Annotated in this window: 12 protein-coding genes and 2 pseudogenes; 9 read left to right on the top strand and 5 right to left on the bottom strand. The window is 60.3% G+C overall.

Translation table 11 applies throughout. The annotated features are described in order from the left end of the window. Positions 1-176: 176 nt before the first annotated feature. The gene (locus RQ479_RS13135; protein WP_292653944.1) at positions 177-380 is read right to left on the bottom strand and encodes a CsbD family protein; all 204 of its coding nucleotides are present in this window, start codon (positions 378-380) and stop codon (positions 177-179) included. A gap of 454 nt (positions 381-834) precedes the next feature. On the opposite strand from RQ479_RS13135, the pseudogene RQ479_RS13130 reads away from it, so the two are divergent. The 3 genes and pseudogenes from RQ479_RS13130 (at position 835) to nadE (ending at position 3,221) form a co-directional block, all read left to right on the top strand. Next, positions 835-1,017, top strand: a pseudogene (locus RQ479_RS13130) (DUF3606 domain-containing protein). Positions 1,018-1,138: 121 nt separating this feature from the next. Next, a complete protein-coding gene (gene xth, locus RQ479_RS13125; RefSeq protein ID WP_376705391.1) occupies positions 1,139-1,915 on the top strand; it encodes an exodeoxyribonuclease III in 777 nt (258 codons plus the stop codon). Between the two features lie 457 nt (positions 1,916-2,372). Beyond that, positions 2,373-3,221: an ammonia-dependent NAD(+) synthetase gene (gene nadE, locus RQ479_RS13120; RefSeq protein WP_376705930.1), complete on the top strand. Its 849-nt coding sequence runs from the start codon at positions 2,373-2,375 to the stop codon at positions 3,219-3,221. Between the two features lie 133 nt (positions 3,222-3,354). On the opposite strand, the gene RQ479_RS13115 is transcribed toward nadE, so the two are convergent. The 3 genes from RQ479_RS13115 to RQ479_RS13105 form a co-directional block, all read right to left on the bottom strand. After that, positions 3,355-4,665 (bottom strand): HlyD family type I secretion periplasmic adaptor subunit, encoded by a 1,311-nt coding sequence (locus tag RQ479_RS13115; RefSeq protein ID WP_376705929.1) that lies wholly within the window; start codon positions 4,663-4,665, stop codon positions 3,355-3,357. Beyond that, positions 4,665-6,410 carry a type I secretion system permease/ATPase gene (locus RQ479_RS13110; protein ID WP_376705390.1) on the bottom strand — a complete coding sequence of 582 codons (1,746 nt, stop codon included), beginning with the start codon at positions 6,408-6,410 and terminating at the stop codon, positions 4,665-4,667. The genes RQ479_RS13115 and RQ479_RS13110 overlap by 1 nt, the downstream gene beginning before the upstream one ends. Positions 6,411-6,509: 99 nt before the next feature. Beyond that, positions 6,510-7,901: a family 16 glycosylhydrolase gene (locus tag RQ479_RS13105; protein WP_376705389.1), complete on the bottom strand. Its 1,392-nt coding sequence runs from the start codon at positions 7,899-7,901 to the stop codon at positions 6,510-6,512. A 326-nt stretch (positions 7,902-8,227) separates the two neighbouring features. Between RQ479_RS13105 and RQ479_RS13100 the strand changes: the two genes are divergently transcribed. The 4 genes from RQ479_RS13100 to RQ479_RS13085 all read left to right on the top strand — a co-directional run bounded on the left by RQ479_RS13100 (position 8,228) and on the right by RQ479_RS13085 (position 12,578). Continuing rightward, the gene (locus RQ479_RS13100) at positions 8,228-9,310 is read left to right on the top strand and encodes a sensor histidine kinase (RefSeq protein ID WP_376705388.1); all 1,083 of its coding nucleotides are present in this window, start codon (positions 8,228-8,230) and stop codon (positions 9,308-9,310) included. Between the two features lie 457 nt (positions 9,311-9,767). Then, positions 9,768-10,841, top strand: a complete 1,074-nt coding sequence (locus RQ479_RS13095) for an aminopeptidase (RefSeq protein WP_376705387.1) — start codon at positions 9,768-9,770, stop codon at positions 10,839-10,841. Positions 10,842-11,523: 682 nt separating this feature from the next. After that, on the top strand, positions 11,524-11,859 hold the full coding sequence (locus RQ479_RS13090) for an antitoxin Xre-like helix-turn-helix domain-containing protein (protein WP_376705386.1): 336 nt from the start codon (positions 11,524-11,526) through the stop codon (positions 11,857-11,859). After that, on the top strand, positions 11,853-12,578 hold the full coding sequence (locus RQ479_RS13085) for an RES family NAD+ phosphorylase (protein WP_376705928.1): 726 nt from the start codon (positions 11,853-11,855) through the stop codon (positions 12,576-12,578). Before RQ479_RS13090 ends, RQ479_RS13085 begins: the two co-directional genes overlap by 7 nt. A gap of 94 nt (positions 12,579-12,672) precedes the next feature. Here the strand turns inward: RQ479_RS13085 and RQ479_RS13080 are convergent. Then, positions 12,673-12,922, bottom strand: a pseudogene (locus tag RQ479_RS13080) (ABC transporter substrate-binding protein); the annotation flags it as partial. Positions 12,923-13,009: 87 nt separating this feature from the next. Between RQ479_RS13080 and RQ479_RS13075 the strand changes: the two are divergent. Next, on the top strand, positions 13,010-13,183 hold the full coding sequence (locus tag RQ479_RS13075; RefSeq protein WP_376705385.1) for a hypothetical protein: 174 nt from the start codon (positions 13,010-13,012) through the stop codon (positions 13,181-13,183). Next, positions 13,183-13,596, top strand: a complete 414-nt coding sequence (locus tag RQ479_RS13070; RefSeq protein ID WP_376705927.1) for a hypothetical protein — start codon at positions 13,183-13,185, stop codon at positions 13,594-13,596. Before RQ479_RS13075 ends, RQ479_RS13070 begins: the two co-directional genes overlap by 1 nt. Positions 13,597-14,567 lie beyond the last annotated feature (971 nt).

Raw genomic sequence — 14,567 nt, 5'->3', positions numbered from 1 at the left:
CAGCCGGTCAGCGCATAACTCACATGCGGTTCGGTCTGCGCCTTACGATCGCAGCGGCTTGGTCAGACCGCTGGCTGTCTCAACACGAGCTGGCTTGGCCTTGCAACTGCCAGCACACCAACGAGCGCCGTTAAGTAAACAGCGGCTCTTCTTGTAAATGACAGCCTGATGCGATCCTACCAGACTTGCCGATCATACCAGTCGTCAATATCCTGCCGAACACGGTCCTTTTCGATACCGTAGCGTTCCTGGATCTTGCCTTCGAGCTGATCGCGATTGCCAGCGATGCGATCAAGATCATCATCGGTAAGTTTGCCCCACTGTTCCTTGATCTTACCCTTGACCTGCTTCCAGTTTCCTTCGACCCGATCCCAGTCCATGACATATCCTCCATTGTTTTACACAAGCGAAACGGTCGTCCGGCCAGGGAGTTCCGGGACGAAGATCTCTGATGTTCATGTCTCCAGTCGGAAGGTGACGGCGCCAATCAGGAGATGGTGGGCCTTTGGGACGCGTCGACCTCCCCGACGAAGGCCCTTTGCTACACGTCGACAGGCGATGCGGCGCCGTGGGCGAACGCAAACAGCGAGCGGAGCGTGACGTGTTGAGCGAGAGGAGCACGGCTGTCCTGCGCAAGATCATCCGTGTCGAAATCGCCCTCCCGGGCTTCGGGCCGCTAGGCCCCGCCCACGGTAGACGTGCCGAATCCGAATACATGGGCTCATCGATACCCTGCCGGGGAGCTGGCTCCGTGCCACGCGCGCCGCCGGGATTGAACCGGAAGAGTCCGGCCGCGTTGTCTGGTGACTGGAACGGCGATTGTTGGAGATAGAAATGGCGAACATTGGCACAACGCGTGGACGCAACCAGGACCGGGCAAGGGTCGCCGGTGGCCAGGACCATGAAATGAAGTATGAGGCCAGCAAAACCGGCGCCAGCTAAGCTGACGTCAAGTCGGCGGTGAAGTCGCTCGGCAACAGTCGCAAGAAGGTCGAAGACAAGCTGGGCAGGAAGTGAGCCTCGGCCCCACAGGAGGCCGGCGAAGTTGGCGATATCAAGAGCTCGAGGTTCAGCGCAGAGGATAGGCCACGTTGCCCTATGACCGACTGCCGCGAGGTCTTCATGAGAGGGCGTGCAAATGACCCGCATCGCCACCTTCAATGTGAACGGTGTCAACGGCCGACTGCCTGTGCTCCTGAAGTGGTTGGGCGAAAGCGACTTTGACATCGTGTGCCTGCAGGAATTGAAGACGTCGGACGACAAGTTTCCTGCCGAAGCGATCAGGGAGGCGGGTTACGGCGCGATCTGGCACGGCCAGAAATCCTACAACGGTGTTGCAATCCTCGCCCGCGGAATCGAGCCGGTGGAACGTCGACGCGGCCTGCCCGGGGATCCTGACGATACCCACAGCCGCTATATCGAGGCCGAGGTGGATGGGATCGTCGTGGGCTGTCTCTATCTGCCCAATGGCAATCCAGCGCCCGGCCCAAAGTTCGACTACAAGCTGCGCTGGTTCGATCGTCTCATCAGCTACGGCCAGCACTTGCTCCAGGACCGGGCGCCAAGCGTTCTGTGCGGCGACTTTAACGTCGTTCCAACCCCGATCGACGCCGTGGTGCCGAGCCGATGGCTGGGCGACGCGGTCTATTTCCCGGAGAGTCGGCAAGCCTATGCCAAAATGCTCCAAGCTGGCTGGATAGATGCCGTGCGCCGCATCCATCCGGAGAAGGGCATCTACACCTATTGGAATTTCTCCTACCGTGGCGGCTACGATCGGAGTTCCGGTCTGCGGATGGACCATCTCCTGGTGAGCCCCTCAGTGTCCGACCGGCTGCGCAATGCCGGCGTGGATGTCGAGCTTCGCGGGTGGGACAAGCCAAGCGACCACGTGCCGGCCTGGATCGAGCTCAATTGACTGGGAGGAATACAGATGGTGGATCGGAATTCCCGAAAAGAACACGTCGATCAGCCAAAAGTGGGAGACGATGAACCACGATGGGCTTGATCCTCACCTGATCAATCTTGTTCCGGAACTGGGCGCGGTTCGTGCCGCCCGCTTTGCTGGGGACAAACGGTATGTCTGCTTGGCACGGGTGACTGCATGCTCGGCTGCGGTCTGCGGGAATTGAACTACTCATCGTGTCGGGCGCGGAAACGGAGGTCCGCGTGCTCGCCTCTGTGATGGGAGCAATCGATCTAAGCCAGTGGTCATCGCCGCAGATGCGGTATGTTCCGGATCTGACTCGACCCACGATGTCATGCTGGCGATCAATGAGAGCCGCTTCGGCATGCAGGTCGAGACAGTGACCACCGTCCACCTCGTGGCCGCACGACTGGACGGAATGTTTGTGACATCGGGAGCACCTCTGCGCATGACAGAACAGGAAATGATTATCGAAGCGTTGGGGGTCACTGCGAGCTTCGACGTCGCGCTGGAAGCGCATCGGCGCATGGAGTTTCTCAGCACCTATCTGCATGCATCCGGCCTAAGCACCTATGTGCTGGGGATCAGCGGCGGAGTGGATTCACTCGCCGCCGCCCTTCTGGCTCAACGCGCCGTCGAGGAACTGCGAATGACAGGATACGACGCGAGATTCCTGGCCGTTCGTCTCCCGTACGGCACCCAGGCAGACGAGCATGATGCGCAGCGCGCCTTGGACACCATAGCGGCGGACGAAGTGCATCGGGTCGACATCAAGCCGGCTGCCGACGCGATGCTGGATGCGATCAGGCTGACTGGCGTCGAGCTCGGCGCTGCCGGCCGCGAGGATTTCTTGCTTGGCAACATCAAGGCGCGTCAACGCATGATTGCCCAGTTCGCGCTCGCCGGCGCCACCCGCGGGCTGGTCATCGGCACCGACCATGCGGCTGAGGCCTTGATGGGCTTCTTCACCAAATTCGGTGACGGTGCCGCCGACATTCTTCCTCTTTCCGGGTTGAACAAACGCAGGGTTCGCGCCTTGGCAATGCATCTAGGCGCTTCGTCTGAACTTGTTGACAAGATCCCGACCGCCGACCTGGAGAACCTCGTCCCGCTTCGGCCTGACGAAGATGCATATGGTCTCACATACGATCAGATTGATGACTTCCTAGAAGGCCGGGAGATCAACGAAGCGGCGCGCACGCGCATACTTCACGCGCATTCCAGCACAGCCCATAAGCGAGCGCTTCCGGTCACACCGATTGCCATGACGAGTTCGACATTGGCGCATCGGCAATAGTCGTCTCAACATACGCGACCGACGGCTTGCCGCAGCCTGAACTTCCGCTGGAGCGATGCGTTGCTCTTTCAGCTCCGCCTGCGGTCATGCGGTCGAGAGTGTCGGCACGTATGGCCGAGGCCGGTGCGCGAACTCACTCCTCCCTGAATGCCCGCTGGATTTGATCTTCCAAAGGTTTCACGAGGTAAGATAGCATTGTCCGGCTGCCGGTCGAGAAGAACACCTCGACAGGCATGCCGGGCGCCAAGGTCAGGCCTTTCAGTCGTGTAAGCTCTGGGCGCGGCAGTGTGACCCGCACGGTATAGAAGCTCGTGCCGCTTCGCTCATCGATGCTGAGATCGGGGGAGATCTCACTGACTACACCATTTAGCTCAGGCGTTATCCGCTGGTTGAAGGCCGAAAGCCGCAAGGTTGCGCTCTGCCTTGGTGTCAGCTGATCGATATCTTGCGGTGCCACACGCGCTTCCACGGTCAGGTCGTCTGTCACAGGGACAATCTGCATGATGAGCTCTCCGGCAGATATAACGCCGCCGACCGTATGCACGCCAAGCTGATGGACGACGCCAGTTTGCGGGCTGCGTATATCGATTCGCCTGAGTTGATCTTCGGCAGAGACCTTTTGCTCAACCAACTCGGCGAGCTTTGCCTGGACATCACGGAGTTCGGTTGCCACCTCGCTGCGCAAATCCTGGTCGATCTGAATGATCTGCAAACGGATTTCGGACGTATGACCCTTCGATTGCGCGATTGCCGCAGTCAGCTTGCCATGCTCGCCTTCAAGCCGGACTGCATCACGCTCAAGCGTCGTTATGCGATCGATTGAAACCAGCTTGCGGTGCCAGAGCTTGCGCATCCCGTCGAGCTCAAGCCCGATCAGCTTGATTTCCTGGCTTTTAGCATCCCTTTGCTCGGTCAGACCGGAAACTTCCTCGCTGAGCTGAGCAATGCGCTCTTCCAACTGAGCCTTCTGACCAGTGCGTGCCTGGCGACGAAACTCGAACAAGGATTGCTCGCCTGCCATCGCACGCCGGATCTCAGGATCGCCCTGTCGCGAGCGCAGCGAAGCTGGAAAGGCGATGGCGTCATTGCCATCGCGCTCGGCTTCGAGGCGGGCCAGCCGCGCCTCGAATTCGTCCAGGCTCTTGCTGACGATGGCTAGATCGGCCCGGGTGACGGTCTCATCGAGACGGATCAAGACCTGGCCCGCCTTCACGCCATCGCCTTCTCGAACGAGGATTTGACCGACCACGCCACCCGTTGGATGCTGCACCTTTTTAACGCTGGAATCGACGACCAGCTTTCCCGAAGCAATGACGGCTCCGGAAAGCTCCGTGACCGCGGCCAGGCTTCCCGCCCCACCAACCAGAAGCATGCACACCGCGACACCGCCGAACAGATAGCGTCGAATGGACCGGTCGATGGCGGATGCCGCATGTTGCGTCATCACTGTGTCGCCTCCTCAGGGCCGGAGACGACCTTCAGAGGAACGCCTCCCGGGCGGGTTACCTTGCCCAGGACCTCATTTTTGGGGCCAAACGCCTGGACACGGCCGTTCGCCATGACAAGGACCTGATCCAGGCTTGCAAGCGCGCTCGGCCGATGTGCAACCACCACAGCAATGCCGCCTCGCGCCCGCACGCCCTCAATTGCCGCCGCCAGCGCGGCCTCCCCTTCGGCATCGAGGTTGGAATTGGGCTCGTCCAGGATCACGAGGAACGGATCGCCGTAGAGGGCTCGTGCGAGCGCAACTCGCTGTCTCTGGCCCGCCGAAAGCGCCGCCCCGGCCTCGCCGATCTGAGTTTCGTATCCTTCAGGCAAATGGACGACGAGATCGTGAACGCCGGCGGCTCGCGCAGCCGCCAGTATCTTGTGAGACGGCGGGCGAGGTTCGAAGCGCGCGATGTTCTCGGCAATGGTGCCATCAAACAGCTGCACATCCTGCGGCAGATAGCCGACATGGTTGCCTAGCTCTTCCAATGACCACTGGTCGAGGGTCGCGCCATCGAGCCTGACCGTTCCACGGATCGGGAGCCATATTCCGGCTATTGCCCGGACAAGTGAAGATTTTCCAGACGCGCTCGGTCCGACGACGCCAAGGCCGGCACCCTTTTCTAGCGCGAACCCGACATCCTGCACAACCACACGGCGCTCGCCGGGTGGCATGACGCTGATGCTTTCGACGGCAAGAGCAGATACCGGCGCGGGCAGCGAGACACTCGTGGCGGTTTGGGGAAGCATGGCCAAAAGCTGGCTCAGCCGGGTCCATGCCTGGCGAGCAGTGACAAAACCCTTCCAATGGGCGATAGCCAGTTCGACCGGTGCGAGCGCCCGGCTCATCATAATCGAACTGGCGATCATAATACCGGCTGTTGCTTGCTGATGGATGACCAGATAGGCGCCGATCGCCAGTATACCCGACTGCAGCATCATGCGCAGGACCTTCGAGATCGTCCCGAGCGTCCCAGCCAGGTCGCTGGCTGTTGCGTTGGTGTTGAGATAATCGGCGTTGACGCCTGACCAGCGCTCGGCGATGCGCGCGCCAAAGCCCATCGCCTGCAGAACCTCTGCATTGCGACGCGTCGCCTCCGCAAGCGTATTGCGCGCCGCCGCCTGGCTGTTTGCCCTCTTCGCAGGCTCCCTCGTGCGAACTTCGGCAAGCAGAGTCAGGCCGGCGAGAACGATGGCGCCGGCCAGCGCCGTCATGCCGATCCAGAAATGGAACAGGAAGCAAATTATCAGATACAGCGGCATCCAAGGCAGGTCGAAAAGCGCTGTCGGACCAGTGCTCGACAGAAACGAACGCACCTGGTCAAGATCCCGCAACGACTGGAGGCCGTCGCCTGGGAGCTTGGTGCGCAACGGCAAACGCATAAGGGCGGTATAGACTTGCCCACTTAATCGCGCGTCCAAGGCCATCCCGATGCGCACAAGCAACCGCGACCGGACAAGCTCAAGAACGCCTTGAAAAATGAATAGCGTGCCGGCAAATACGGTCAGCCCGACGAGTGTGGGCACACTGCGGCCGGGTATGACCCGATCATAGACCTGCAGCATGAAGAACGAGCCGGTCAGCGCCAGAACATTGACGACGCCGCTCATCAGGGCAATTCCAGCGATCGCGCGGCGGAAAGAAGCCAAAACCGCAGCGAGCGTTGTTCGCGGCGGCTCGGACGAATGGGAATGCGACATCGCCTTCACATCGGTTCCAGTTCGGTCCAGGCGCAAGGATCGTGCCCGAAATCAGGCTCGATGACAACGTCTACATACCGCCGCCGTCAGGTGGTGCGCCTAGATAAGCCAATCGTTCAGCGCGTAGGCGTGGATGTAGTCGATCTGCATCTCCGCAGGTGTCGCAAGCCCGTCGGCAGGCGCCCCCGCGAGGCCACCGACCGCCAGATCGACCAGCATATACATTGGGTCGTGCATGTCGGAAGGCGTTGCGGCACGGGCAACTTCCACATCATCGAAATACCAGACGAGTTCGTCTTCTGTCCACAGCACGCCATAGGTGTGGAACCCTTCGGTATCCGCGGCATAGGCCGTCGAGGACACTGTCGTATGAGTTCCCGTCTCGTTCGAATGGCTTGTCAGAATGAGCTTGTTAGGATCCTGACCGAGCATCTCCACGACATCCAGTTCCGGTGGCCAGGAGCCGTCTGCGGGAAGAAGCCAGAAGGCCGGCCACACACCTTGCTTTTCGGGCATGTCAGCCCGAATTTCGAAATAGCCGTAGGTCTGCGCGAAGGATTCATAGGTCGTCAGCAAACCTGACGTGTACTTGTAATCGTTTATGTAGGGCTGGATGGCGGCGGGAGCCTGGGCGGCGGTAATCGTGAGAACACCGTCCTCAATGCTGAAGGGGCTAACGGAACGCGTCGGAGCGTAGTTGGTGTCGATATACCATTGAAGCTCTTTGTTACTCGTGAGCGAGCTGCCGTTCGCGGCGCCCCACCAGAAGTTCGAATCCCATGTGCCGCTCGAGCCATTCCACAGGTCCAGTGCGTTGAACTCGTCCGAGAAGGTGAGTTCCAGATGCGACCTGTCCAGGGCCAGATCGAACTGGCCTGGGGTGAACTGGTCGATGGTCTTGTTGGCGAACACGAGAAACTCGTTATCGGACAGGTTGAGGCGGACATTCGCTCCCGTCTGGACCATGTTGGCGTGCACTTCCTCGAAGGAGGTGAAGCCGTAGCTTCCGACGCGCGCGGTGTCGTCGGCGCCAAAGTCGAGGATCAGGTCACTGCCATTCCCGGGGGTCACGACAAAAATGTCGGCCCCGGACCCACCCTTGAGAACGTCGTCGCCCCGGACGCCGTCGAGCGTCTGTTGGCCGGAGCCGCCGGCAATGATGTTGTTTAGCTCGTTTCCGAAAGCGTAGTGTTTGTCGCCGGTGACCGTCAGATTCTCGAAATTGGCCGGGAGCTTGTAGCTCATCCAGGTCGAGATGGTGTCGACACCCTCGTTGGGCAGCTCGAACGCCTTGTTTTTGGAGGAATACAGATAATAGATGTCATCGCCCTTACCGCCATACATTGTGACGGTGACCCCGCCGTCGGCGTACATCGAGTCGTTGTAGATGCTGCCATAAAGTGTCGGGCCGGAATTCGTCGCCGAATACCACTTCACTGACGACCCGCTGTAGGCGAGTGGAACACCCTTAGCGTTCAGTACGCTGGCCATTTTGGTCCCTTTCTCCTCTTTCTCGCCTCGATATCACGCCTAACACCTAAGCAGGCAAAAGGAGCCAGTACCATTTAGGTCTCGACTTAGGAGAGTTACCAAAAGCTTAATGCAACGGAGCAGGCGCCTCAACCCTTCCAGGGCACCAGGATTGCAGTCGGCCCTTGCCGCTCCTGCTTCGGCCGGTCGCAACGTTAGACGAGCGGCCGTTATGGGACGCAGGGCTTGTTGTCAGATGCGGGATGCAAAACGTGAGATGCAGCTCCAGTTTGGCTGTGGCAGGCGCGCCGCAATGTTGATATTATCCGCACAGAACAGGCGCGCAAATGACATCGGATTCAGAGAAGGCTGAGGCGGTCGAGCAGTTGCTTGATACACCTGACCTTGCAACCGCACTGGAAAGCGAACAGTTCAAGAAATTCCTCGACCAGGTGCCGATCGCCATAGCCGTTTCGGACCTTGCCGGTGAGGAGCGCGTGGTCTACGCAAATCCGGAATTCGAGAAACTGTCAGGCCTGACAGCCGCCAGGCTCACCCGAGAAAACTGGGCGGCCCTTTTAGGCACAGGCCTCCATCAGCAAAAGGACAGGCCGCTGGCCGAGGCGGTAGTCGAGGGGACCGATTTGGTCGACACCTTCAGGCTGGAGCGCGGCGAGGACAAACCCGCGATCGTCGACGTTTATTCCAACGAGATAGAGGACGACAACGGCAAGGTTTGCTTCCGGCTGGTGGCCCTGGTCGACGTATCGGCTCACGGCGAGGCGGGAGATCAGCGCTCGGCCGAGGAGCGGGTCAGCGAGAAAGACACACTGCTTCGCGAACTGCAGCACAGGGTAAAGAACAACCTGCAGATGATCACCGCACTGATCCGGCTGGAAAGCCGCAACGCTACCGAGGCCGACCGGAGGCGGTTTGAGCGGCTCGCCGGTCGCGTCGACGCTTTGGCGATCCTCTACCAGACGCTAACGGCCGACGAGCCGAAGGAGGAGGTCGACCTTGGTGTGTATCTCAGCCAGATCGCGTCCGCGGTGATGAGCTCGCATGCAGTCGAGGGGATCCGGCTGGATATGAAGGTGGATACATATCCGGTCTCAATAAACGTCGCCATGCCGGCGGGACTGGTCGTGAACGAATTGCTGACCAATTCACTAAAGCATGCCTTTCGGGGGCGCGACGGCGGTACGATAACGCTGCACAGCGTCGTGGATGGCGACGGCTGCCGGGTTATAGTGGCGGACGACGGAATCGGCCTGCCGGAAGGCGAGATGTGGCCCAAGCCAGGCAAGCTCGGAGCGCTGATCGCGCGATCGCTGACCGAGAACGCCAAGGCGCAGCTAGCTCTCGAGTCCAGCGCCAACAAAGGGACGAAGGTGACCATCGTTTTCAAACGGTCGGCGGCAGCAAGCTGAACGATTGCCGTCGAACATAGCAGGCTGGCGGCTGGCTTCCTGTCGCGGCTTTGAGCAGGTGGCTGCAAATAGGCTAGGGCACCCGACGCGCGACGCCGCCAACTCGGCACGCGCCGGCTCACGGGTCACGAGAACACGTCACAACCCTTTGCTGCGAATGCGCCTGCAGCGGCTCGCCCGATCCCACCGGAGGCGCCGGTGATAACCGCGATCGGACGCAAGGCACGGCTCGGCGACTAACGCTAGTTTTGTAGACCGCGACCCTCGGGGACGGCGGGGACACCTGACGCCTTCGCGCTCACCACACGCGGGCCGGCAATTCAGCAGCGAGTCATCGCATTGGCCAATCTTGCCGAGGACGAAGGTCTAACCTACACATCAAATTGGTCTGACTGTTCGTGGCCGGAGGTAACTTTGCGCTATCGGGACATGAGAGCAGTGCTGTAGGCAAACCGTGATGCGTGCATTCTTTCGATTGGTTGCTACGATTATCCTGACACCTGGGGTAACCAGTTGCACCAGTATTCCCTACTACGCGCAATCTTTGCAGGGTCATGTGCAGATCATGGCGGCGCGCCAAGACGTCGGGAAACTGATCGACGATCCTTCGACCCCTGAGATATTGCGCGCCCGAATGGCATCGGCGGCCGCCATACGACAGTTTGCTATCGATGAACTGGCGCTGCCCGACAACAACAGCTACCGCAGCTATGTCGATGTTGGTCGCGACTCCGTGACATGGGCCGTCTTCGCCGCGCCGGAATTCTCGCTGGCGCCACGAACATGGTGCTTTCCGGTTTTCGGCTGTGTTCCCTACCGGGGATATTTCTCCGAAAAGCCTGCGACTGAAACCGCTGCCGAATTTCAAAGACAAGGCCTCGACGTATATGTCACGGGGATAACTGCATATTCCACGCTGGGCTGGTCGAGTGACCCGCTGCTAAGCACGATGCTAACCCAAGATGAAACGTACCTTGCAGGGCTGGTATTCCACGAACTGGCCCACCAGCGCGTCTACGTGCATGACGATTCCGCGTTCAACGAAGCGTTCGCTGTCGCTGTCGAAACAACCGGTGTGAGAAAATGGCTGCGGGCGATTGGCGATACTGCCGGATTGCGCCGTTACGAAGCCGACCGGAGGCGCAGAGCTGAATTTCTTGTGCTGGTGTCGCAGACCCGGGACCAGCTTAGGCATGTCTATGACGGCAATGGTACTTCTGAGCAGAAGCGGGCCGCGAAGACGGCCGCGATCGAACGGCTGAGGACGCGCTACCGACAGATGCGCGACAGGCGATGGGGTGGATACCGCGGATATGACGCCTGGTTCGATGCTCCGATCAACAATGCAAAGCTCGCCGCAACTTCCGTCTACAGCGACCGGGTGCCGGCCTTTCTCCGCTTGTTCGACTTGTGTTCGGGCGACTATCCCCGGTTCTACGCATCGGTTCAAAGGCTTGGCGCGTTGGACAAAGCTCGCCGCGCCGAAGCGCTTGCGGGGGCAGACACGTGTTATGGAGCCAGTCAAAGCTGACGGGCGGGGTGGTGCGACTGAGAATCCTCTGACATTAATCAGGCGTGAACTGAGTGGGTGGTTTCAGGAGGATCCCCGGCTATCGTGGACGTTAAGTCCGAGGGCAGTGTTCTCTCCACCAAGCCCGGTCGCTCGGCGGACTGCCAGCAAATATCGAGCTGACATCGAATATGCGGTGGGAAGCCATGATCCGCTGCGCAGAGAATCCCATCTCGATAGGGAACAGCCCTCAGGATCATGACGCGGGTTCGAGCCAGGGAGACCTTCATCCTGCGGCCAACCGGTTCGGCCTTCCAGGCTTGTTCTGCGCGATCGGCATCATATGCCTGGAGACCACCAGGCAGGGGCACTTCTCCATCGCGATATTCGCGTAGCTTCGTCGGTGCGCTGAGATGGAAGCCATCAAGCAGGTTGGCCGGACAATTGAGAGCCTGTTCTGCCGGGCACTAAAATCACTGATTCCGGAACACTCCGCGATTCGCCGCGAACGGTCCGTACTTGGCTGCCGCTGCGGAGAGCGCTCCGACCATTTCAGCGCTCCGCTGTTCTCGCGTATTGCCAAATGGCATACAATGAGATATTCACTGCCATATGGAGATACCGGCATGCTAGCACTTGAACGCGTGAATACCGCCCCTGAGGCATTCCGTGCCGATCTGTTACCCAGGACGAGGCGGCTGCCATGTTTCGCGCCGCGCTCAATCTTTTCGGCAAATGGGAACTGACCGACGAACAGGCGGCGACCCTGCTCGACATGCCGGTCCGGTCCTTCCGCCGCTGGAAGGCTGAAGGGCCCGGACGGATATCCCGCGACGGCCGTGCGCGCCTCTCCAACCTGATGGGCATCCACAAGGGCCTCAGGATCATCTTCGCCGAGCCGCAACGCGGATATGCGTGGATCCGGACCGGCAATTCCGCCTTTGCCGGGGCAAGCGCGTTAGACGTGATGCTCGGCGGCGAACTTACCGACATCATGCGAGTCCGCCGCTACCTCGACGCCGAGCGCGGCGGCTGGTGACGGCGCCAAAACAGATCCCGGTTTCGCGAATTGAGTGGAAAGGCGCTGTCAGGATCATTCGCAGCGCCTTTCCGCCGATCGATCTGTTCGAGGACATTGCGGATCCGGCCGATTGGCCGCTGCTGATCTCCGCGGAGCAGAAGACCAACCCGCGGGTCATGGCGACCATCGGCAATCTCGACCTCGTTCCGGTCGAGCGCAGGGTCGGCGGCAATGGCGCGTCTTACCTGATGGCGCCCTTCACGCACGTGAGCACCGACAGGCCGAGCCGCTTCACCGACGGCACTTTTGGCGTCCTCTACGTCGGCAACGTCTTCGAGACGGCGCTGTTCGAGACTATCCATCACCACGAGCGCTTCATGGCGCGGACAGCCGAAGAAGCTGGCTGGACGTCACGGTTACGGGAGATCGTTCTTTCGATTGATGCCGATCTGCACGACTTGAGAGGGCCTGAGCGGCAGGGCCATCCGGCCCTTGTTCCGGAGAGCTACCAGGCATCGCAAGAGTTGGCGAAGAGCCTCAAGGACGCTGGCTCGGACGGTGTGGTATATCCCAGCATCCGGCATCCAAACGGCGAGTGCGTTGGCCTTTTCTACCCAGATTGTGCTTCGGCACCCGTTCAGGGCCGGCATCTCGACTACCACTGGGATGGCGAGCGCGTCGATCTTGTGCGGGATTCAGGATCGGGGGAGGTCTTCCGTGTCGTGGAAGTTTCCTGAACGACGGGCCGCGGGTGACCTCGCAATCCGGCCTTCGTGGAGGGCTTCGATCGATTTAGGCCGCCGAGGCGAGGGACTACTCGTAAAGGCGGGTTACGTCTGCGCCATGTGTTGATTTCCGGCAATGGAATGCGGCCTTGTCCGGATCGTAGACACGCTGCTCAATGTTGGCGGAGAACAAAGGATAGGCTGCGTTTACCGGCGTGTCATTACCGACCTTGCCGTAGCTGCCAAGGATAGTCTTGACCAGCGCTTCGCGGTCGACGGCTATTTCAGCGCCATGCGCAGATCGTGATTGTCAAAGAGGGGCTGTCGCAGCGGGCTACCATATAGTAGTGCCCGCGCCTGCACTTGAAGGTAAGCTGCTGCGGTAAGAGACATGGCTTGCGGTGGGCGTACGGGCACGGCCGAGCGGTTCCTCGAGGATTGAGATGATCGTTCATTTAGTAGACGGCACATACGAGCTGTTTCGCCACTTCTATGGCCAACGCCGGTTCAACAACGGCCAAGACAAGCCGTTTGGCGCCGTGGTCGGCGTGCTGAACACAGTGCTGGAAATGATCGAGAATGGCGCCACACACATTGGGGTGGCTACGATCATGTAATCGAATCGTTCAGAAATCAGCTCTGGCCCGGCTACAAGACCGGGGATGGCATCGAGCCCGCATTGCTCGCGCAGTTTCACCCCCTTGAGAAAGCCCTGGCGGCGATGGGAGTGGCGGTCTGGCCGATGGTCGAGCTAGAAGCCGACGACGCGCTGGCGTCCGCGGCACAGAGCGCGGCTGCCGATGAGCGCGTGCAGAAGGTGTGCATCTGGACGCCGGACAAGGATCTCGCGCAGTGTGTGCGCGGTGACCATGTGGTCCAGGTAGACCGCAGGACTCAGAAAATTCGCGATGCCGCCAGCACAGGCGGGAACTCCCGTCTCACACCGCTGCGTCGAGGGGGCCGTTCATCTCGGCGGGATCGGCCGACTTCGCGCTCGCCCTTGGGGGCGGCGGCCCAGCAGCTTGGTTAGGGGGTGAGGCCGCTGGGCCTGACCAGCGAGCTTTCGGGGGCTGCTCGACTGGCTGTTAATGTTTTAGCTAAATCTAATGTAATAGAACCATGTGAACGAAGTACGGGGCGGCAATTCCGCTGTGTGGCAGCCAAGGGACACCACCTCCAAGCCTCCAGGCCCGCAGTTCGTCGTCCCAGCTCGCCCCTGGAACGGCTTGCAGACCGGCTCGACAGGGGATCGAAGGCGAAGGCATCCCGTCCCTTGCTGTCATCATGTGCTACTCGTAGATCGCCTCTTGCGCCAGCCAGCGCTGGATGCGCGCCAAGGCCACAACGATCTAATGTCGCAGATCACTGGATGGGCCTTGGCGCGCTCGGATTATGGCAGCTGCAACGCCACCACGACCGCTTATGGAAACTAGTTGTTGGTGTCACCGGCGCCGTTTTTCTTGACGCTACTGCAGAATTCCGGGTGTGCGTTTGCCGCAATGGCCTTTGCCGATGCGTTTCGACGATGTGGTTCACTTCCGTCTCCTCGCCTTTCAGAGGACGCGAACGAGGGCTCGTTGGCCGTCTGGCCCTTGGGTTTTTTGCATCTCGTCTGGGCATGAATGGGCCTCTCCTGGTGCAGAATAAACGGTCTGGCGCGGCGAAGGTTTCCCCACGCTAGCGCGTTGAGCAGTTTCACCGATCGCCTCATTGGCTTCCCCTTGCGGCTCTGACCATGCGTTCTGGTGTTCTTGGACCCAAATGAGCTGCACCGCGTTGTTTGGGAGCAGTGCTGTGCTTCGCAATCTGATGGAAAAATCCGACGCCCCTGCTGTACCGCAGACAGCTCCTGGTGCCGAAGCGCGCTTTCCGTACGATCGAGCGGCGGTTGAGCGGTTTCGACAGACATTCCCGCGCGCCAGGTGGAGTGACGAGCGCAGAAGCTGGTTCGTGCCGGGAAAGACTGCCGCGCGGCGCGCTACGCGCTTCCGCCGCACGCCG

Origin of the sequence: Mesorhizobium sp. ISC25 (assembly GCF_042295465.1) — a bacterium.
Taxonomy (GTDB): Bacteria; Pseudomonadota; Alphaproteobacteria; order Rhizobiales; family Rhizobiaceae; genus Mesorhizobium.
The sequence above is the reverse complement of the archived record's forward strand: the minus strand, read 5'-3'. Positions and strand labels throughout refer to the sequence as shown.

Coding starts and splice junctions, on each gene's coding strand:
- nadE (WP_376705930.1), top strand. CDS start 2,373: ATGACAGAACAGGAAATGATTATCGAAGCGTTGGGGGTCACTGCGAGC.
- RQ479_RS13110 (WP_376705390.1), bottom strand. CDS start 6,410: ATGTCGCATTCCCATTCGTCCGAGCCGCCGCGAACAACGCTCGCTGCG.
- RQ479_RS13095 (WP_376705387.1), top strand. CDS start 9,768: ATGCGTGCATTCTTTCGATTGGTTGCTACGATTATCCTGACACCTGGG.
- RQ479_RS13100 (WP_376705388.1), top strand. CDS start 8,228: ATGACATCGGATTCAGAGAAGGCTGAGGCGGTCGAGCAGTTGCTTGAT.
- RQ479_RS13135 (WP_292653944.1), bottom strand. CDS start 380: ATGGACTGGGATCGGGTCGAAGGAAACTGGAAGCAGGTCAAGGGTAAG.
- RQ479_RS13075 (WP_376705385.1), top strand. CDS start 13,010: ATGATCGTTCATTTAGTAGACGGCACATACGAGCTGTTTCGCCACTTC.
- RQ479_RS13090 (WP_376705386.1), top strand. CDS start 11,524: ATGTTTCGCGCCGCGCTCAATCTTTTCGGCAAATGGGAACTGACCGAC.
- xth (WP_376705391.1), top strand. CDS start 1,139: ATGACCCGCATCGCCACCTTCAATGTGAACGGTGTCAACGGCCGACTG.
- RQ479_RS13105 (WP_376705389.1), bottom strand. CDS start 7,901: ATGGCCAGCGTACTGAACGCTAAGGGTGTTCCACTCGCCTACAGCGGG.
- RQ479_RS13115 (WP_376705929.1), bottom strand. CDS start 4,665: ATGACGCAACATGCGGCATCCGCCATCGACCGGTCCATTCGACGCTAT.